The 18,511-nt window shown below is 63.2% G+C and carries 18 protein-coding genes; 9 read left to right on the top strand and 9 right to left on the bottom strand.

The genetic code is table 11. From position 1 onward, the window contains the following. Entirely contained in the window at nt 1–711 is a 711-nt protein-coding gene (locus AC2FM3_RS05265; RefSeq protein ID WP_496679649.1) for a GNAT family N-acetyltransferase, read from the top strand. Nucleotides 712–713: 2 nt separating this feature from the next. Here the strand turns inward: AC2FM3_RS05265 and AC2FM3_RS05260 are convergent, their stop codons facing one another. After that, on the bottom strand, nt 714–1,382 hold the full coding sequence (locus AC2FM3_RS05260; RefSeq protein ID WP_496679647.1) for an SIMPL domain-containing protein: 669 nt from the start codon (nt 1,380–1,382) through the stop codon (nt 714–716). A gap of 191 nt (nt 1,383–1,573) precedes the next feature. Between AC2FM3_RS05260 and AC2FM3_RS05255 the strand changes: the two genes are divergently transcribed. Continuing rightward, entirely contained in the window at nt 1,574–3,649 is a 2,076-nt protein-coding gene (locus tag AC2FM3_RS05255) for a hypothetical protein (RefSeq protein WP_496679644.1), read from the top strand. A gap of 54 nt (nt 3,650–3,703) precedes the next feature. On the opposite strand, the gene hppD is transcribed toward AC2FM3_RS05255, so the two are convergent. Beyond that, entirely contained in the window at nt 3,704–4,801 is a 1,098-nt protein-coding gene (gene hppD, locus AC2FM3_RS05250; protein WP_496679642.1) for a 4-hydroxyphenylpyruvate dioxygenase, read from the bottom strand. A 146-nt stretch (nt 4,802–4,947) separates the two neighbouring features. On the opposite strand from hppD, the gene AC2FM3_RS05245 reads away from it, so the two are divergent. After that, nucleotides 4,948–5,403 (top strand): Lrp/AsnC family transcriptional regulator, encoded by a 456-nt coding sequence (locus AC2FM3_RS05245; RefSeq protein ID WP_496679641.1) that lies wholly within the window; start codon nt 4,948–4,950, stop codon nt 5,401–5,403. A 19-nt stretch (nt 5,404–5,422) separates the two neighbouring features. Then, nucleotides 5,423–7,300, top strand: coding sequence for a monovalent cation:proton antiporter-2 (CPA2) family protein (locus tag AC2FM3_RS05240; RefSeq protein ID WP_496679638.1), 1,878 nt, complete (start codon nt 5,423–5,425; stop codon nt 7,298–7,300). 28 nt (nt 7,301–7,328) lie between these two features. Here the strand turns inward: AC2FM3_RS05240 and cobT are convergent, their stop codons facing one another. Continuing rightward, a complete protein-coding gene (gene cobT, locus AC2FM3_RS05235; protein WP_496679636.1) occupies nt 7,329–8,342 on the bottom strand; it encodes a nicotinate-nucleotide--dimethylbenzimidazole phosphoribosyltransferase in 1,014 nt (337 codons plus the stop codon). A gap of 79 nt (nt 8,343–8,421) precedes the next feature. Here cobT and cobS point away from each other — a divergent pair, with 79 nt between their 5' ends. Then, entirely contained in the window at nt 8,422–9,186 is a 765-nt protein-coding gene (cobS, locus tag AC2FM3_RS05230) for an adenosylcobinamide-GDP ribazoletransferase (RefSeq protein WP_496679634.1), read from the top strand. Here the strand turns inward: cobS and AC2FM3_RS05225 are convergent. From AC2FM3_RS05225 to AC2FM3_RS05200, 6 genes are all read right to left on the bottom strand, one after another. Beyond that, complete coding sequence (locus AC2FM3_RS05225; RefSeq protein WP_496679633.1) at nt 9,183–9,944, bottom strand: ion channel; 762 nt, start codon at nt 9,942–9,944, stop codon at nt 9,183–9,185. The genes cobS and AC2FM3_RS05225 overlap by 4 nt on opposite strands. A 122-nt stretch (nt 9,945–10,066) precedes the next feature. After that, nucleotides 10,067–10,576, bottom strand: coding sequence for a CarD family transcriptional regulator (locus AC2FM3_RS05220; RefSeq protein WP_149775807.1), 510 nt, complete (start codon nt 10,574–10,576; stop codon nt 10,067–10,069). A 268-nt stretch (nt 10,577–10,844) separates the two neighbouring features. Next, nucleotides 10,845–11,183 carry a ferredoxin FdxA gene (fdxA, locus tag AC2FM3_RS05215; protein WP_149775806.1) on the bottom strand — a complete coding sequence of 113 codons (339 nt, stop codon included), beginning with the start codon at nt 11,181–11,183 and terminating at the stop codon, nt 10,845–10,847. A 65-nt stretch (nt 11,184–11,248) separates the two neighbouring features. After that, nucleotides 11,249–11,620, bottom strand: coding sequence for an RNA-binding S4 domain-containing protein (locus AC2FM3_RS05210; RefSeq protein WP_496679631.1), 372 nt, complete (start codon nt 11,618–11,620; stop codon nt 11,249–11,251). 6 nt (nt 11,621–11,626) lie between these two features. Next, complete coding sequence (locus AC2FM3_RS05205) at nt 11,627–14,449, bottom strand: helicase-related protein (RefSeq protein WP_496679630.1); 2,823 nt, start codon at nt 14,447–14,449, stop codon at nt 11,627–11,629. Nucleotides 14,450–14,469: 20 nt separating this feature from the next. Then, a complete protein-coding gene (locus AC2FM3_RS05200) occupies nt 14,470–15,039 on the bottom strand; it encodes a tetratricopeptide repeat protein (protein WP_496679627.1) in 570 nt (189 codons plus the stop codon). A gap of 68 nt (nt 15,040–15,107) precedes the next feature. Here AC2FM3_RS05200 and AC2FM3_RS05195 point away from each other — a divergent pair, with 68 nt between their 5' ends. The 4 genes from AC2FM3_RS05195 to AC2FM3_RS05180 all read left to right on the top strand — a co-directional run bounded on the left by AC2FM3_RS05195 (nt 15,108) and on the right by AC2FM3_RS05180 (nt 18,511). Then, nucleotides 15,108–15,398 carry an SCP2 sterol-binding domain-containing protein gene (locus AC2FM3_RS05195; protein ID WP_496679625.1) on the top strand — a complete coding sequence of 97 codons (291 nt, stop codon included), beginning with the start codon at nt 15,108–15,110 and terminating at the stop codon, nt 15,396–15,398. Further along, nucleotides 15,398–16,375, top strand: coding sequence for an alpha/beta hydrolase (locus AC2FM3_RS05190; RefSeq protein ID WP_496679622.1), 978 nt, complete (start codon nt 15,398–15,400; stop codon nt 16,373–16,375). The genes AC2FM3_RS05195 and AC2FM3_RS05190 overlap by 1 nt, the downstream gene beginning before the upstream one ends. Nucleotides 16,376–16,445: 70 nt before the next feature. Next, nucleotides 16,446–18,266: a M3 family oligoendopeptidase gene (locus AC2FM3_RS05185; RefSeq protein WP_496679619.1), complete on the top strand. Its 1,821-nt coding sequence runs from the start codon at nt 16,446–16,448 to the stop codon at nt 18,264–18,266. Beyond that, entirely contained in the window at nt 18,263–18,511 is a 249-nt protein-coding gene (locus AC2FM3_RS05180; RefSeq protein WP_496679616.1) for a hypothetical protein, read from the top strand. The genes AC2FM3_RS05185 and AC2FM3_RS05180 overlap by 4 nt, the downstream gene beginning before the upstream one ends.

Here is an 18,511-nt window from a genome sequence, read left to right as displayed (position 1 = left end):
ATGCCGGGGCACCGGATCAACGCATTGGGCCAGCCCGTGGGCCTGCCGGTTGCGGGGGAGTTCCCCCGCCCGGCCCCACCGCGCGCGCCCATGCGGGGGCGGTTTTGCCACGTGGTGCCCTTTGATGCGAATGCGCATGCGCCCGGCCTGTTCCGGGCGTTTGCCGCCGATACCGACGGGCGCAACTGGACCTACCTGCCCTACGGCCCGTTCGACTCGCAAGCGGGGTTCGCCGCCTGGCTGGCCCAAACCTGCACGTCGGACGATCCGCTGTTCCACACGGTTCTGGACCAAGGCGGACAGCCCGTCGGGATGGCATCCTACCTGCGTATCGACGGCAATGCCGGCGCGATCGAGGTGGGACACATCCATTTCTCGCCGCTGATGCAGCGTACTCCGGTCGCGACCGAGACGATGTTCCTGATGATGTGCCGCGTGTTCGACGAGTTGGGCTATCGCAGGTACGAATGGAAATGCGATGCGCTGAATGCCCCGTCGCGCCGGGCCGCCGAACGGCTGGGTTTTGTCTTCGAAGGCGAATTTCGGCAGGCCACCCATTACAAGGGGCGCAACCGCGACACGGCGTGGTTTTCGATCATCGATACGGACTGGCCACGCATCCGGCAGGCGTTCGAAACCTGGTTGTCACCCGAGAATTTTGATGCCACGGGCCAACAACGGGAACCGCTGATGGCCCGCAGCGAAAGCTGACGTCACTCGGAAATGTCAAACTCCATCGACACGGTGACCGAAACCGAAACCTCGCCACCGGCGACCGGGACCCCGCCCGAATCGGCCATGGCCATCTCGCGCATCTGCATCACCGGCCGCAGGCCGCCGCTCTGCTCGTCGATCGAGTGAACCGGCCCCAGGGTAACGCCGGCGGCCTGCGCCAGTTGCCGGGCTTTCTCGATCGCGTCAGCCACGGCCTCGGCCCGCGCTTCGGCCTCCAGCGGCTCGGGCTCCTGCAGGCCAAAGCTCAGGCTGCCGAAATCATTTGCACCATCTTCCATGACCCCATCCAGAATCGCGCCCAACGCGCCCAAGTCGCGCACCCGCACAACCACCCGGTTCGAGGCCACGAAGCCGGTAATCCGTGGGGTGCCGTCGCCCGAATAGCCCCGCCCGCTCCAGACCGGCGTTACCGACAGGTCGCGCGTCTGCACGTCACGCGGCGCGATGCCCATGTCGTCCAGCCGGGCCAGAACCTTCGTGACGGCGGCGGAGGTCGCGCGCATTGCGGTCGAGGCCGCCTTGTCTTCGTTCGTGACCCCCAGCATGATGGTGGCCATGTCGGGCGCGGCCTCGGCCGTTCCGGTCGCGGACACACGGATGCGACGTTCTTCCGCATGGGCGGCGCCGGCCGCGGTCGCCGCCAGCATTGCCGCCAAAAAAGCAAATGCCTTCAAAGTGATCCCTCCGGTTTCCTGTCTCGGACAATGGGCCGGCAGACCCTTGCCGAGCAAGGGGAGAATCCGGCTTTGCCTTTCCCTCGGCGGGTTCCTGCTTTAACCTCGTTGGGCGAACGCATGGGCGTTTGCTTTGGTTCTGGCAATTACGGCATCTTCGGATCATGATACCCGCCTTCGCGTTGTCCCTTTCGGAAAACGGCATCACGCTTCTGCACCAGTCCGATGGCGAATGGTTCGAGATCGGATCCGTTACGCTGGACGATCCGGATTTTTCCGAAAACCTGACCGAACTGCGCAAACAGGCCTTTGCGCTGGCCAACGACCTAAGCTGCATCGTCGTGATCCCGGCCGAGCATGTCCGCTATCTTGGGATTCCAGCCGATGACGCCGGTTTGGGCGATCCGACCGCGCGGATCGAGGCCGAACTGGCCGCGGCGACGCCCTATGCGGCGAACGAGCTGCTCCATGATTCTCAGCGTCGGGACGGTGTTCTGCAAGTGGCCGCAATCGCCCGCGAAACTCTGGACGAGGCGCGAAGATTTACCGTTCAATACGGGTTCGTACCCCTGTGTATTGCGGCCCCTCCGCAGGGCGAAACCTGGCCCGGATCCTTCGAGTTTCGTTTCGACGAAGCACCCGGCCATGCGACGGCGGAACCCACGCCGACTGCAACCGACGTGCCTGCCCCCCCGCAGGGCACGGAATCGACCGAGCCGGAACAGGCACCGGCGCCCTCGGTCGAAGTGACCGCCGCAGCGCCCTCGGTCGCAGTCCACCCCGTTGCTGAACCGATCGGCGCGGCGACGTTTCGCCCGCAGAACACCTTGGACGGACACTCGGCACGCACCTTGTGGAACGACCGTCGCCTGCGCCGTGCGGTGCCGGTGGCCGTCGTTGCAGTACTGGCCGGTGTGGCATTTGGCATTCTGAACCGCTCGGATGACACCCCTGCCCCGAGCCCTGCCCCCCCCGCGCCTGTGGTTGCCGAGGCCCCCGTACTGGACCAACCCGAAGATCAGGTTCCTCGGACCACTGCGCCCGTGACCACGCCTGAGGAGCCGGCTCCGCCTTCCCTCGAGCAGGCGGCGACCACGGGACCCGAACGCGCGCCCGTTGAATTGCCGCCTGTTCCTTCCGAAACCGACCCCGAGGCCCTGGCCGATCTGGTCTCGGCGCCGGTTGAAACCCCGGACGCACCCACACCCGGGCCGGACCCGATCGACGCCGCCGTTCTGGATGCGCTGACGGTCGCGCCATCGCCGGTCGAACAGGTCCAGCGCGACCCCGAAAGCCAGGAGGTGTTCCAAGAGGTCACCGGCCTGACCATCGTTGCGCCAGAGGCCCCGCCGACACCGCCACTGGAGGACCCGGACCAACTCTATCTTGCATCCATCGACTCGACCGACCTGTCACAGGATGCGATTGCACTGCCCGATGTCCTGAGTTTTGCATCCGACGCACCAGTCGATCAGGTCAGCGCTCCCGCGGCGCCGGGCACGCGGTTCGCGCTGGACGCGCGCGGGTTGGTGACGCCGACCCCCGAGGGGACGCTGAACCAGGACGGCGTCATGGTGTATCTGGGACGGCCAGCGCGGGTGCCGCCGGCGGTGCCCGTTCGATTCGAAACCGACCCGACGGTCACCCAGGCCGACGAACGGCTGGCCGGCCTTCGCCCCAAGACGCGCCCGGCCGATCTGATCGACAGGTTCGAGCGGGAACAGCTTGGGGGGCGGTCATTGACCGAACTGGCCGGCATACGCCCGAAAGCCCGCCCCAAGTCCGTCCAAGACAGGGCGCAGACAGATCAAACCCCCACCGCACAGGCGGTGGTCCGGGTCCCGCGCCCACGGGTGCGCCCATCGACGGTTGCCGCACTGGCCGCCCAACGGCAAAAGACCGGCGGCGCCACGCTGGGCTCGGTCGCTGCGGTGGAGGAATCGGATGACGACGCGGGGTCGTTCCAGCCAAAATCCGTGGCGCCAAAGATCCCCAGCACCGCATCGGTTGCCCGGCAAGCGACGATGGACAACGCGATCAACCTCAGACGACTGAACCTGATCGGGGTCTACGGCACCCCGGCCAACCGCCGCGCCCTGGTCCGGCTGCCCAGCGGCCGGTACAAGAAGCTGAAGATCGGCGACCGGATCGACGGCGGCAAGGTCGTTGCGATCGGTGACAGCGAGCTTCGTTATCAGAAGCAGGGGCGCAACCTGACCCTGACAATGCCCAAGGGATGAGACACCGAGAAGTCCGGAACCCTCAGCGGGTTCCGAAAGGCCTATCGCCGAAAATCAGGCGGCGTCGATTTCACCGGACTCGATCTGTTCGCGCTCGATCGATTCGAACAGGGCCTTGAAGTTGCCCTCGCCGAAGCCATCGTCGCCCTTGCGCTGGATGAACTCGAAGAAGATCGGCCCGATCACGGTTTTCGAGAAGATCTGCAACAGGATCTTGGTCTCGCCACCATCAACAACGCCTTCTCCGTCGATCAGGATGCCGTGCTTCTTCATCCGGTCCACCGGCTCGTCATGGCCCTTCACGCGGTCGAAGGACATCTGGTAGTAAGCATCGTTGGGGCCGGGCATGAACTTCAGCCCCCGCTCGGCGATGGCATCGGTCGAGTCATAGATGTTCTCGGTGCCGACGGCGATGTGCTGGATGCCTTCGCCTTTGTATTTCTTCAGATAGGACACGATCTGCCCGGTCTCGCCGCGGTCCTCGTTGATCGGAATGCGGATCCGGCCGCAGGGCGAAGTCAGCGCGCGGCTGAACAGACCAGTGTATTTACCCTGGATGTCGAAGAAGCGGATTTCACGGAAATTGAACAGGTCGCCGTAGAACTTGAACCACTTGTCCATGTTGCCCTTGTAGACATTGTGGGTCAGGTGATCGAGGTAATAGAAGCCCACGCCGCGCGGCTTGGACTGCTTCAGCCACTCGAATTCCTCGTTGTAGGGCGAGGTCTCGTAATATTGGTCGATAAAATAGATCAGCGATCCACCGATGCCCTTGATCGCGGGCACGTCCATGGTCTTGTCGGCGCCATCATAGGGTTCGGCCCCTTTTGAGACCGCGTGTTCATAGGCCTTTTGTGCATCGACTACGCGCCACCCCATCGACGGGGCGCAGGGCCCGTGCTCAGCCACGAATTTCGCGGCAAAACTGTCTGGATCGGCGTTCAGGATATAGGTGATGTCGCCCTGCTGCCACAGCTCGATTGCAGGCTTATCCTTGTGGCGGGCAACCATTTCAAAACCCATTTTCGCGAAAAGATCGCGCAACTCCTGCGGCTCGGGATGGGCGAATTCGACGAACTCGAATCCGTCGGTCCCGGCGGGGTTTTCTGCGCTGACAACTGATTTCGGGGCATTGTGGGGGAAAGGACCCATGGCGTGTCTCCTCGACGAAAGGAATTTCTTTGCTGATTCAAGAATACGCATTTTTTCACACTGTTTTTGCGCATATTTTTCATGTAAACTTCTAATTGATGCGTGAAATTCGCGCGAAAATAATAAAGATTGAAAAAAACTCGCACATGCTGGATGCAATCGACACACGCCTGCTGGCGGCCCTGCAAAAGGATGCCCATCTGACGGCCCATCAGTTGGGCGAGTTGCTGAACCTGTCGCCCAGCCAGGCGGGCCGCCGTCGTCAGCGGCTTGAGGCCGAGGGGTATATCACCGGCTACGCGGCCAAGCTGGACCCGCTGAAGCTGGGTCTGCACGTGCAGGGGTTCATCCAGGTGCATCTGGGCACCCACGGCCCCGAGCAATCGGCCAGCTTTGCCCGCATGGTCAATTCCCGCCCCGAGATCACCAGCGCCTGGACGATGACCGGCGAGGCGGATTACCTGCTGCACGTCTATTGTGCGGATCTTTCCGCGCTCAACGCCTTGCTGCACGAGGTGATCCTGCCGCATCCTGCCGTGGCCCGCGTGCAAAGCCAAATCGTGATGGATCAACTCAAGCGCGACGCCCCGCTACCCACTTGACGGCCCCGAAAGGAACGAGATGAACGAATTTCTGTACCAGGCCTCGATCTATCTGGCGGCGGCGGTGATCGCCGTGCCCCTGTCGGCGCGGTTGGGGCTGGGGTCGGTTCTGGGCTACCTCGCCGCCGGCCTTGCCATCGGGCCGATTCTGGGCTTGGTGGGGGCGGAAACCAAAGACCTGCAGCATGTGGCCGAATTCGGCGTGGTCATGATGCTGTTCCTGATCGGGCTTGAACTGGAACCGCGCGCGCTTTGGGACATGCGGCACAAGCTGCTGGGGCTGGGCGGGCTGCAGATTTCAATCTCGACCGCGGCCATCGCGGCCGTGACCTATTATACCGGGCAACCGTGGACGGTCGCCCTGGCGGTTGGGCTGACCCTGTCGCTGTCTTCGACGGCGATTGTGCTTCAGACCTTGTCCGAAAAAGGGTTGATGCGCACCAATGGTGGCCGGGCGACGTTCTCGGTTCTGTTGACGCAGGACATCGCAGTGATCCCGATCCTGGCCTTTCTGCCGCTGCTGGCCATGCCGGCCAGCATCTTCATCGAGGATGATGGCTCGATCACGCGCGGTGGCGACGGGCACGGCGACGCGAACCATGCGTTGTCGCTGGTCGACGGCCTGCCCGGCTGGGCGGTGACGCTGGTGACATTGGGCGCGATCGCGGTCGTGATCCTGGTCGGCGTCTACCTGACCCGCCCCCTGTTCCGGTTCATCCACGCGACCCGCTTGCGCGAGATGTATACGGCGCTGGCCCTGATGATCGTGGTCGGGATCTCGTTCCTGATGACGCTGGTGGGCCTGTCGCCGGCGCTGGGGGCCTTTCTGGCGGGCGTCGTCCTGGCCAGTTCCGAGTTCCGGCACGAAATGGAAAGCGATCTGGAGCCGTTCAAGGGGTTGCTGCTGGGTCTGTTCTTCATCACCGTCGGGGCTGGCATTGACGTAGGGTATTTCTTCAACGATCCCTTCGACCTGATCGGGCTGGCGCTGCTGGTGATCCTGATCAAGGGCATCATCCTCTACATCGTCGGGCGCGCCTTCAATCTACGTGGGCGCGATCATTGGCTTTTCACATTGGGCCTGGCACAGGCGGGCGAATTCGGCTTCGTGCTATTGGCTTTTTCGACCAAGCAGAGCGTGATCCCGCCTGCCCTTGGACAAAAGCTGTTGATGATCATCGCGCTGACGATGCTGATCACGCCGCTGTTGTTCATCCTGTATGATGTCCTGTCGCGCCGCATCCGCGACCGGGCCCCTCAGGTCGAACCCGAGGACATCGACGAACAGGGGCCCGTCATCATCGCCGGGATCGGCCGGTTCGGCCAGATCGTCAATCGTCTGGTCCGCGCCAGCGGGTTCAAGACGGTGGTTCTGGACCACAACATCGAGACCATCCAGTTGATGCGGCGCTTTGGCGTCAAGGGGTTTCTGGGCGACCCGACGCGGCCCGAACTGCTGCGGGCGGCGGGGCTGGAAAAGGCCTCAGTCCTGGTGGCCGCGATGGACAACCCCAAAGAAGTGACCCGGCTGGTTGCCTATGCCCGGCGGCAGCGCCCCGATCTGCACATCGTCGCGCGCGCTCATGACCGCACCCATGTGTACGAACTCTACCAGGCCGGCGCCGATGATATCGTCCGCGAGCTGTTCGACAGTTCGCTTCGGGCGGGCCGCTATGTGCTGGAAAATATCGGGCTGAGCGAATACGAAGCCGCGCAGGCCCAACAGACATTCTATCACCACGACCGGCAGGCAATCCGCGAATTGGCCGAGTTGTGGGTTCCCGGCCAGCCGACGGCCGAGAACAAGAAATACATCGAAAAGGCGCGCGAATTGGAGAAGGACCTGGAAACCGCGCTGCTGGAACTGGCCGAGAAGAAGGAAAAGAAATCCGCCTGATCCGGCGCGGGGCCGGATCAGATGGGCGTCATCCTTCCGACACGCCGGCCTCGGCAAAGGTGGCCATGCCCGAATGGCAGGCAACGGCGCTTTTCAGGATGTTGATCGCCAGCGCGCCACCCGACCCTTCGCCCAGCCGCAGCCCGAGGTTCAGCAAGGGGGCCTTGTCCAGCTTTGCCAGCATGGCGGCGTGGGCGCCCTCGGCGCTTTGATGGCCGGCCAACGCGTGATCCAGCGCGCCGGGCGCCACACGATCCAGGCAGGCGGCTGCCGCCGTGCAGATGAACCCATCCAGAATGACAGGTATCCGCAGCACCCGTGCCGCCGCGATCGCCCCGGCCATGGCCGCAAGTTCCCGCCCACCGAGGCAGCGCAGGATCTCAAGCCCATCACCCGAGGACCCGTGCAGTGCAACACCTTCGGCCACGACGCGCGTCTTGTTGGCAAGCCCGGCATCGTCCACACCGGTGCCACGCCCGGTCCAGTCGGCGGCCTCTCCGCCGAACAGGGCACAGGCTATCGCCGCCGCCGGGGTCGTATTGCCGATGCCCATTTCGCCGACCACAAGCAGGTCTGCATCGGGGTCGACCGCCCGCCACCCGGTGCGCAGCGCGTCCAGAAGTTCGGCCTCGGTCATGGCCGGGCCTTTCGTGAAATCCGCCGTCGGTCGATCGAGATCCAGCGCATGCACCGTCATCCTGGCCCCGGCCGCCATGGCCAGTTGGTTGATTGCGGCGCCGCCATGTTCGAAATTCAGGACCATCTGCGCGGTGACTTCGGGCGGAAAGGCCGAAACCCCCTGCGCTGTCACCCCGTGATTGCCGGCAAACACGATCACCTGCGGCGCCTCGATCCGCGGCTGCGCGTCGCCGCGCCAGCCCGCATACCAGATCGCTAGTTCCTCGAGCCGACCCAGGGCTCCCGGCGGCTTGGTCAATTGGCCGTTGCGGTCGGAAGCGCCCCGCAGCGCGTCCCCGTCCGGACCGGGCGCAGTACGCAAAGCATCCCGGAAAGTATTCAGATCATCGAGTTCGGGCAGCATTCAAAGCCTCGTTGCATCACAGTCGTCCTGCGTGTTTAACCGAACGCGAGGCTCCAACAACCCCTTGAAAGGCGCGCAGGTGCACAAAAACGACACACGGCTGTTTTCGCCCCGGGACATACCGCTGGCGCTGGTTCTTCTCACGCGGTTGCCCCTGCCCCGGCTGCCGGATGAGGTTTTCGCCCGTCAGGCGCACGCGGTCTGGGCCTTTCCCCTCGCGGGACTGGTCGTTGGCCTGCTGGCCGGTCTGGTCGGCTGGGTGGCGTCGGGTGCCGGTCTGCCGCCCTGGTGCACGGCCTCCCTGATCGCCGCAACCCTGACCATCGTGACCGGCGCCATGCACGAAGACGGGCTGGCCGACACCGCTGATGGGCTGTGGGGCGGCTATTCGGTCGAGCGGCGGCTCGAGATCATGAAGGACAGCCACATCGGCACGTTCGGTGTGTTGGCGTTGGTTTTTTCACAGTTAATGCGGGTAGCCGCGATCGTCGCCCTTCTGACCGGCGGAGGGCTTGCGTGCCTCGTGGCAGCGGCGGTGGTCTCGCGCGCGATGATGCCGCCGTTGATGGCGGGGCTGCCCAATGCGCGCGGCGCGGGGTTGAGCCATCAGGTCGGAACGCCTCCGGGCTCGGCGGTGATCGCGGGGTTGGTTCTGGCCTGCTTTCTGGGCATGGCCCTGGCGGGCTGGCCCGCGATTGCCGCGACGGTGTGCGCGGGCCTGGCGGTGATGACGGTCGCTGCAATTGCCAAGGCAAAGATCGGTGGCCAGACCGGCGACATCCTGGGCGCCACCCAGCAAGTGTCCGAGATCGTGTTTCTTCTGGTCCTGGCCGCTGCGGCCTAGGTCACGCCACCTGTTTCGATCCGCAAGGTTGCGCCGCAATGCTTGCAGTGCACCGCATCCGGGTCATGCCGGAACAATCCGCAGCTGCGGCATTTATATCGGACCTTTTGCGGCATGAAGACGGCCTGCGCCAGGCGCACGAACAGCGCCACTCCGACGACCATGATGAACACCGAAAACAGCTTGCCGCCCGGCGTGGGCAGGGTGATGTCTCCGAACCCCGTGGTGGTCAGAGTAGCCATCGTGAAATACAGCGCGTCGATATAGGGAGTTTCGCTGCTGGATGGAATGAAGAACACCAAAACGGCGGTTGACGTTGCAAACACGAAGACCAAAAGGTTCACCGCCGCAATCACCGCATCTTCATGCGTGCGAAAAAACGTGCTGTCTCTCCGCAGATCCCGCAGCAGATGGTAGGAATGGATCAGCCGCAGCGCCCGCAGAACCCTCAGGAAGGCCAGACTGCCGGTCAGAAACGGATCGAGGACGATCGACACGATCACCACCAGATCGGCCATCGTGTAGATCTTGAACAACAGTTTCCGGCGATCCTTGGCGATCCACAATCGGGCCAGGAAATCCAGCAGGATGATCAGCCCCACGCCCCAGCTGACCGCGATCAGCGCCGGCCCGTGGGGTATGTTGGCCGTGGAAACGAAGAACACGATCGAGGCGAAATCGAATAAGATGAGGAAATACCGAAACCACACCGAAACCGCCGCGCGACCGACATACAGTGCCCTAACCGTTTGTTTCATCACCGCCTCTCGATCAGTACCATCCCCGAAAACCTAACCCGCAACCGGTCGCCCGACCAAGGCGCGCCCATGAAAAAACCGCCCCGTAACCGGGGCGGTCAAATCTGTCGGATCACATCGGATCAGGCTGCGCGCGAGGTCAAGGCTTCGTCAACCTGCTTGGCAGCGGCAATCTCGTCGGACCCCGAGACAGCCGCGACTTCTCGGGTCAGCCGGTCAAGCGCGGCCTCGTACAGCTGACGCTCGGAGTAGCTCTGCTCGCGTTGTTCGTCGGTGCGATGCAGGTCACGGACCACTTCGGCGATCGAGATCAGGTCTCCGGAATTGATTTTCTGTTCATATTCTTGTGCCCGGCGCGACCACATGGCCCGTTTGACTTTGGCCTTGCCCTTCAGGGTCTTCATGGCCTGGCTGATCACGTCCGGCGAGCTCAGCGACCGCAGCCCCGACTCGGTGGCCTTGTTGGTCGGCACCCGCAGTGTCATCTTGTCCTTTTCGAACGAGATCACGAATAGTTCCAGCTTGAATCCCGCAACTTCCTGTTCTTCGATCGATATGATCTTCCCAACCCCATGGGCCGGGTAGACAACAAAATCGTTCGGGCGAAACTCGAGCTTCTTCGATTTTGACATGCACTTGCTTCCTTGGTTTCAGAGCGGGAACAGACGGCAAAAGCCGAACCGGGGTCTGTAATGACCCCCGTCGGGTTGCCGGCTTTATTGATTTCAGCACTCCAAAGCGAACATACTTACGGAGTCATCCCCATCTCGGTCGATTTCTGAGTTTGATCATATCACAAAAATACGACATCTGAAAGCCGGCCTAACAGCGACAGGCAAGATATCGAGGTTTTTCAGAGCTTTGATGACCTGAAAGCCGCGATTGCGACGGCCGAATCGCTTAGCCGCCTTCGCCCGGGGCTTCCGAGAAATACTTCTCCATCTTGCCCTCTTCGCCGTCGTGCTTCTCGGCATCGGGCAGCGGATCCTTCTTCGACACGATCACCGGCCAGATCTCGGCGTATTTCCGGTTGAATTCGACCCACTCTTCCATGCCCGGCTCGGTATCGGGGCGGATCGCGTCAGCAGGGCACTCCGGCTCGCACACACCGCAGTCGATGCACTCGTCGGGATGGATGACCAGCGTGTTCTCACCCTCGTAGAAGCAATCGACCGGACAAACCTCGACGCAGTCGGTGTATTTGCAGGCAATGCAGTTCTCGGTGACAACATAGGTCATGGTCGAATTCCCATATCGGTTTCGGCGACTAGCTAATTCAACCCGCACCGGTCTTCAAGAGAAGATCATCCCCTTGGGGTGCGAGAAAGATCAAGCGCACGCCGATCCTTCTTGGTCGGACGACCTTTTCCCTCGAAACCCGGATTTCCCGGCAGAGCGTTCTGCGCGGGCATCAGATCGGTGTACAGCGTCTGCGCCTCGGACGCGGGGCCGCGACGCTCGCCCAGGATTTCGACGCGGACGACCCGGACCACTCGCCCCTGCGCAACGGTCAGGACATCCCCGGGCCCGACGGTCTGCGCCGGCTTCTGGGCCCGGTTTCCGTTTATGCGCACATGGCCAGCGCTGACCTGTCTGGCGGCCAGGCTGCGGGTCTTGAAGAACCGAGCATGCCACAGCCACTTGTCGATCCGCAGCTTGGCCAGCGCCTCTGCCATGGCGGATCAGTTGCCTTCCTTCAGGCCCATCAGCGCCGCGGCGAAGGGGTTGTCGGGGTCGATGGCCTTTTCCTTTTTCGGTGGGCGCGACGAGAAGGTCTTGGCCCCTTGCGGCTTGCCCCCCTTACCCCCTTGCGGCTTGCCACGGCCTTCGCGCGGCTTACCGCCCGGCTTGCCCTTGCCGCGCGGCTGCTGTGCATCCCGGCGCGGGCCGCGATTGCCTTGCCGCTGACGGCCCCAAGTGAAGGTATAGAACACCTCGATCTCGGGCTCGTCCGATGCCGGTTCGGCGGCCGGGGCCTCGGCGGGCGCCTCGGCGCTTTCGGTGGCCTCGGCTGACGGCTCGGCGGGTTCGCCTGCCGCATCCACCGGGGCATCAGAAGCTTCGGGTCCGGTCTCTGCCGGCTGCGCGTCGGATTCATCCGTCAGCTGAGGCTCGGCCATCGCTGGCCGGACCTTGACGCGTTCGCCGCGTTCAGCCTTGTAGCCCAGCCCCTGCATCAGGTCGGCAAATTGCTCCAGCGTCATGCCGGTGATCGACAACATGTCGGGCTTGGCCTCGAACCCGCCACGACTGTCTTCTGCCCGCAGCATGTCGGCCAAGCGCTCCAGCATGTCGATGCGGATGGCGCGCTCGCCCGCGTTGCGGTACCCGCACATGGTGTCATAGCCCTCGGGCGCATCCTTGGCGACGGGGACTGTCACGAGGCCCGGGGGCGGCGCTTCGGGAAACTCCTGCAGGCCGTTGGCCAAGGCCCACAACACCAGACGCAGACGCGTCGGGGCAGGCTTCAACAACAGCGGCATGAAGATGGTGAACTGACCGAACCGGATGCCGTGTTTGCGCAGCGCGCCGCGGGCGTCCTGGTCCAGATCCTTAACTTCTTGGGCGACACCGGCGCGCGGCAGGATGCCCAACGCCTCGACCATGCGGAAGGCAAAGCCCCGGGCCAGGCCCGTCAGCTCTTCGTCGCGCGACAGGTTCAGCAGGGGTTCGAACAGGGTCGCGATCTTGCGGTCGATGAAGTGCTGCAGGCGGCGCTGAACCTTCTGTTCGACCTCCGGCCCTGCGGCCTCGTCCACGAACACCTCGACCATCGGCTTGAGCGGCTCGGCCCCGGCAACCAGCTTGCCGACGGCATATTCGCCCCACATCAGGCCACCCTGTTCGGTAAAATCAATTTCGGTATCGGGCGCGTTGTAGAAGCGATCGGCACGCAGATGGAATTGCGGCGCGAGTGCTTGCAGCGAGGCCGATTTAAGCGCTTTCGCCTCGGTGCCCTGCGCGCTGTTGTCCGGGATGAACCGGAACCCTTCCAGACGACCGACGAATTCGCCTTCGACGGTCACTTCACCCTTGTCATTCACTTCGGCCAAAAGGGCCTCCTTCTGTTTGAGCCGGCGCAGCAGAACAGATGTACGCCGGTCCACAAATCTTTGCGTCAGACGTTCATGCAAAGCGTCCGACACCCTGTCTTCTACAGCGCGGGTTTCCGCGCGCCAATGGGATTCGTCGCGCACCCAGCCGTTTCGTTGCGCAACATATGTCCAGGTGCGAATATACGCCAACCTTTTGGACAACGCATCAATATCGCCGTCGGTTCGGTCGATCCGGCGGATCTGGCGCGCCAGGAAATCCTCGGGGATCGTACCGCGTTCGTGCAGATGCCCAAAAATCGATTCGAGCAGGCTGGCATGTTCGGCATGGCTGATGCCGCGAAAATCGGGGATTCGGCAGACATCCCACAACAGGCGGATCGACGGGCCGTCACTGGCACGGGCCGCAACCTCGGGCACTTGGGCCAGCGATTTCAGCGCGTTCAAATCGTCGGCGGGCCGGGCTTTGACCAAGTGTTCGTTGTCCGGGCTGGCCTCGAGCGAGTCGATCAGCGCCTCGACCGACCCGAACCGCAAGGCGGCATTCCGCCAGTTCAGCTTTTTGATCGGCGTGAACCGGCTATCCATGATGGCCTGTGCCACGCCCTCGTCCAGCGGCGATGCCTCGCCCGTCACGCCGAAGGTGCCATCCGACATGCCGCGCCCGGCGCGCCCGGCGATCTGGGCCAGTTCGTTCGGAGCCAGCGGCCGCATACGACGGCCATCGAATTTGGACAGGGACGAAAACGCCACGTGGTTCACATCGAGGTTCAGCCCCATCCCGATGGCGTCGGTGGCTACCAGATAGTCGACCTCGCCATTCTGGTACAGCTCGACCTGCGCATTCCGCGTACGCGGGCTGAGTGCGCCCATGACCACGGCCGCCCCACCCTTTTGCCGCCGCAATAGCTCGGCAATGGCATAGACGTTCTCGACCGAGAACCCGACGATGGCGCTGCGCGGGGGCATGCGGCTGATTTTTTTGGACCCGGTGTAAACCAGTTGCGACATCCGCTCGCGCCGGACGAACTGCGCCTGCGGAACCAGCGCCGCGATCGGGCCGCGCATCGTGTCGGCACCCAGAAACAGCGTCTCGTGCGTGCCGCGCATTCTCAGCAGCCGGTCGGTAAAGACATGACCGCGCTCGGGGTCGGCGCACAGTTGTATTTCGTCGATGGCCACGAAATCGGTGCCCATCCCCTCGGGCATCGCCTCAACCGTGCAGACCCAGTATTGCGTGCGCGGCGGCACGATGCGTTCTTCACCCGTCACAAGAGCCACCACCGAGGGGCCGCGGATGGCGACGATCTTGTCATAGACCTCGCGCGCAAGCAGCCGCAGCGGCAGGCCGATGACACCGGTCCGGTGCCCCAGCATGCGTTCGATCGCATAGTGGGTTTTGCCTGTGTTGGTCGGGCCAAGTACGGCCACGATTCGGGATGCCCCGTTCACCTTTGCCCCCTGCCCGGACCTTAAAGCGCCTTGCCCGCGATTTGCGGTTTCAGCCGATTCACGGCATTGGTTACTTCTTCGTGATGGGGATGTATAGCCAGCGCGCGCGAATAGGCCTCATAGGCCCGGTCGGGCTGACCCAGAACCTCGAAGATCAGGCCCAGACCATAAATGGCTTGGTAATTGTTCGGGTTCAGGGTCAGGGCATGTTCAAGATCCGCCGCCGCCATGCCGAACCGTTCCAGCCCGAAAAAGACCGAGGCCCGCGCATGCCAGCCCTCGGCAAAATCGGGCGCGTGGTCGGTCAGCGCTGTCAGGTGATCCAGGGCAGCGTCGATGTTCCCCTGATCCATCGCATCGCGCCCCCGTTCCAGCAGCAGATCCGCCGAGGCCGAGCCGGATTGCGACCACAGCGCCTGCAACTGCCGATCCAGGCCAATGGCCTGTTGCGGCGTCGCCTCGGCCAGTTGCCGCAGCAGTTCCGCCTCGTCGCGCAGATCGGCCTGCTGTCCCCACGCAGTGGTGGAAAACGTGACTAGGACCGCAAATGCCGCAACGGTACCTTTGAGATTGTTGATTGCAATGCTCATAACAATGTTCAGTGTAGCGTTGCGACCGCGGATGTCCATTCACGGCGCACCAACAAATGAGGAAGACCATGAGCGACACTCTTGAAAAAGCGGCAGCCGCGCTGAACGAAAAACTGTCGGGGGGCGAATTCGATTCTTCGGCGAAATTCGCCATTGCCGACCTTGGCTCGATCGTGCTGGACGCGAATGGCGCGCGGGTCAGCGACGAGGACGCTGAAGTCACCCTGAGTGCCGACGCGGAAACGTTCGAACAGATCCTCAACGGCGAGTTGAACCCCACCGGTGCGTTCATGGCCGGCAAGCTGAGCGTCGATGGCGATATGGGAATTGCCATGAAACTTGCCTCGGTACTGGCCTGATGGAACTGTCGCCGGCCCCTTTCTTTGAAGACGTGGCCGGCGGTCCCGTCGGCGGCGCCGCGCATTGGTTGACCACCAGCGACGGCACGCGCATCCGCGGGGGCCACTGGCGCCCCGAGGGTGAGGCGACCGGGACGGTGATGATCTTTCCCGGCCGCACCGAATACATTGAAAAATATGGCAATGCGGCGGGCGAGTTCGTGCGGCGCGGCTTTGCCGTACTGGCCGTGGACTGGCGCGGACAGGGCCTGGCCGACAGGTTGCTGGAAGATCCGCGCATCGGACATGTGGACAAGTTCACCGACTATCAGCAGGACGTGCGCGAAACACTGAAACTGGCCAAGCACCTGGGCCTGCCGAAACCCTGGCACGTGATCGGCCATTCGATGGGCGGCGCGATCGGGTTGCGCGCGGTTCTGGAGACCGGCCGGTTTGCCTCTTGCGCTTTCACCGGCCCCATGTGGGGCATTTTCTTCACCCCCCTCATGAAGCCGCTCAGCCGCATGACCGCCTATTGGGGGCCGCGATTCGGGTTGGGCGAACGCACGCCGCCCACGACATCGCTGGACAGCTATGTGCTGACCCAGCCGTTCGAGGGCAACGTTCTGACCCGCGACCCCGGGATGTACCGGATGATGCAGGATCAGTTGAAAGCGCACCCCGAACTGGCCTTGGGCGCCCCGTCCACCATCTGGCTGCGCGAGGCGCTGGACGAATGTGAATGGCTTGTGGCGCAGACCGCGCCGGACATTCCCTGCCTGACCTATCTTGGCACCCACGAGCAGATCGTGGACCGCAAGGCGATCCGGGCGCGGATGACGAATTGGCCCAGCGGCCGGCTGGTCGAAATCCCCGACGGCGAACACGAGGTGATGATGGAACCGCCCGAGGTCCGCGGCCCCGTATTCGAAGAGATGGCCGCGCATTTCTCGGCCGCCGCCAACGGGCAGTTATCCGATCTTGCGATGACGCGCTGACGCCTCGGCTGCTTGTGATCCGCGCGCCCTGCGCCTAGATGTGGTCCAACGCAGACAATCGAGGTGTTTCATGCACGAGCTTCCCTTCCCCGTCCGAGACGCAAATGCCGGTGGCGGCGCCGACAACCTTGGCAACCTGCCGGAGTGGAACCTGGACGATCTTTACAAGGGACAGGACGCGCCGGAACTGACCCGCGATCTTGAGTGGCTGGAACAGGAGTGCGCGGGTTTTGCCGCCGATTACGAAGGCAAGCTGGCCGATCTGGACGCTCAGGGCCTTCTGACCTGCGTGAAGCGCAACGAAAAGATCAACGCCGTCGCCGGGCGGATCATGTCCTTTGCCGGGCTGCGCTATTACCAGCTGACCACGGATGCCGAGCGCGCCAAGTTCCTTTCAGACATGCAGGAAAAGGTTACGCTGTTCACCACGCCTCTGGTGTTCTTCACGCTCGAGATAAACCGCATCGACGACGACGTACTGGCCGCTCATTTCAAGGCCAACGCGGACCTGGCCCGGTACGAGCCCGTCTTCCGCCGCATCCGCGCGATGAAGCCCTATCAACTTTCGGACGAGTTGGAGAAATTCCTGCATGATCTGGGGGTGGTCGGCGACGCGTGGGAACGGCTGTTCGACGAAACCATCGCCGGGCTGACCTTTACCGTGGATGGCGAAGAGCTGAACATCGAGGGCACCCTGAATCTGCTGACCGAACAGGACCGGTCCAAGCGCGAGGCGGCGGCTCGCGAACTGGCCCGTGTGTTTCAGGACAACATCAAGACCTTTGCCAGGGTCCACAACACCCAGACCAAGGAAAAGGAAATCATCGACCGCTGGCGCAAGATGCCAACCCCGCAGACCGCGCGGCACCTGGCGAACGATGTCGAACCCGAGGTGGTCGAAGCTTTGCGCGAGGCGGTCGTGGCCGCCTATCCCAAGCTCAGCCACCGCTATTACGAGCTCAAGCGCAAATGGCTGGGGCTGGATGTGATGCAGGTCTGGGACCGCAATGCGCCGCTGCCGATGGAAGACACCCGCACCGTGTCGTGGGAAGACGCCGAGAAGACGGTGATGGAGGCCTATGCCGCCTTCGATCCCCGCATGGCCGAGATTGCGGCGCCGTTCTTTTCGAAAGGCTGGATCGACGCTGCGGTGAAACCGGGCAAGGCCCCGGGTGCCTTCGCGCACCCCACCGTGACCGATGTGCACCCCTATGTGATGCTGAACTACCTGGGCAAACCGCGCGACGTGATGACGCTTGCGCACGAGCTGGGCCACGGCGTGCATCAGGTGTTGGCCGCCGGTCAGGGCGAGATGCTGTCCTCGACCCCCCTGACCCTGGCCGAGACCGCCAGCGTCTTCGGCGAAATGCTGACCTTCCGCAAGATGCTGGATCAGGCCGAAACGCCCGAGCAGCGCAAGGTTCTGCTGGCCGGCAAGGTCGAGGACATGATCAACACGGTGGTCCGCCAGATCGCCTTTTACGATTTTGAATGCAAGCTGCACGCCGCCCGCCGCGAGGGCGAACTGACGCCGGACGACATCAACGCCCTGTGGATGAGCGTTCAGGCCGAAAGCCTTGGCCCGGCGTTTGAATTCATGGATGGGTACGAAACCTTCTGGGCCTATATCCCGCACTTTGTTCACTCGCCCTTCTATGTCTATGCCTATGCCTTCGGTGACGGGTTGGTGAACGCGCTGTACTCGGTGTACGAAAGCGGCGCGGAAGGGTTCGAAGACAAGTATTTCGAGATGCTGCGCGCGGGCGGCTCCAAGCACCACAAAGAGCTATTGGCCCCGTTCGGCCTGGATGCCAGCGACCCGAAATTCTGGGACAAGGGCCTGTCGATGATCTCGGGCTTCATCGACGAGTTGGAGGCGATGGAAGAGTGACACCCAAGACCGGGCGCTGGGCCGCGCTGAAGGCGCAGCTGCGCCCGGTTCTGGCCCGCATTCGCCAGAAGGTTCCGCGCGGGTTGCGCTTCGTCGTGGGCGTCCTGCTGATCATCGGCGGAATTTTCGGATTCCTGCCAGTGGTGGGGTTCTGGATGATTCCGCTGGGGATCATGGTCGCCGCGATGGATGTGCGGCTGTTGATACGCTGGAGGCGAACGCGTCGGAACGGCCGGGTTCGCTGA

The sequence above is a fragment of the Ruegeria sp. BHSB172 genome (genome assembly GCF_059613165.1).
Note: the sequence above shows the minus strand (reverse complement) of the source record. Positions and strands in the feature narration are given on the sequence as shown.

What these genes read in the sequence shown, in the direction of transcription:
- AC2FM3_RS05255 (WP_496679644.1), top strand. Translation starts at nt 1,574, where the DNA reads ATGATACCCGCCTTCGCGTTGTCCCTTTCGGAAAACGGCATCACGCTT.
- fdxA (WP_149775806.1), bottom strand. Translation starts at nt 11,183, where the DNA reads ATGACCTATGTTGTCACCGAGAACTGCATTGCCTGCAAATACACCGAC.
- AC2FM3_RS05220 (WP_149775807.1), bottom strand. Translation starts at nt 10,576, where the DNA reads ATGTCAAAATCGAAGAAGCTCGAGTTTCGCCCGAACGATTTTGTTGTC.
- AC2FM3_RS05195 (WP_496679625.1), top strand. Translation starts at nt 15,108, where the DNA reads ATGAGCGACACTCTTGAAAAAGCGGCAGCCGCGCTGAACGAAAAACTG.
- AC2FM3_RS05245 (WP_496679641.1), top strand. Translation starts at nt 4,948, where the DNA reads ATGCTGGATGCAATCGACACACGCCTGCTGGCGGCCCTGCAAAAGGAT.
- hppD (WP_496679642.1), bottom strand. Translation starts at nt 4,801, where the DNA reads ATGGGTCCTTTCCCCCACAATGCCCCGAAATCAGTTGTCAGCGCAGAA.
- AC2FM3_RS05185 (WP_496679619.1), top strand. Translation starts at nt 16,446, where the DNA reads ATGCACGAGCTTCCCTTCCCCGTCCGAGACGCAAATGCCGGTGGCGGC.
- AC2FM3_RS05200 (WP_496679627.1), bottom strand. Translation starts at nt 15,039, where the DNA reads ATGAGCATTGCAATCAACAATCTCAAAGGTACCGTTGCGGCATTTGCG.
- AC2FM3_RS05240 (WP_496679638.1), top strand. Translation starts at nt 5,423, where the DNA reads ATGAACGAATTTCTGTACCAGGCCTCGATCTATCTGGCGGCGGCGGTG.
- AC2FM3_RS05265 (WP_496679649.1), top strand. Translation starts at nt 1, where the DNA reads ATGCCGGGGCACCGGATCAACGCATTGGGCCAGCCCGTGGGCCTGCCG.
- AC2FM3_RS05260 (WP_496679647.1), bottom strand. Translation starts at nt 1,382, where the DNA reads ATGCTGGCGGCGACCGCGGCCGGCGCCGCCCATGCGGAAGAACGTCGC.
- AC2FM3_RS05225 (WP_496679633.1), bottom strand. Translation starts at nt 9,944, where the DNA reads ATGAAACAAACGGTTAGGGCACTGTATGTCGGTCGCGCGGCGGTTTCG.
- AC2FM3_RS05190 (WP_496679622.1), top strand. Translation starts at nt 15,398, where the DNA reads ATGGAACTGTCGCCGGCCCCTTTCTTTGAAGACGTGGCCGGCGGTCCC.
- AC2FM3_RS05210 (WP_496679631.1), bottom strand. Translation starts at nt 11,620, where the DNA reads ATGGCAGAGGCGCTGGCCAAGCTGCGGATCGACAAGTGGCTGTGGCAT.
- cobT (WP_496679636.1), bottom strand. Translation starts at nt 8,342, where the DNA reads ATGCTGCCCGAACTCGATGATCTGAATACTTTCCGGGATGCTTTGCGT.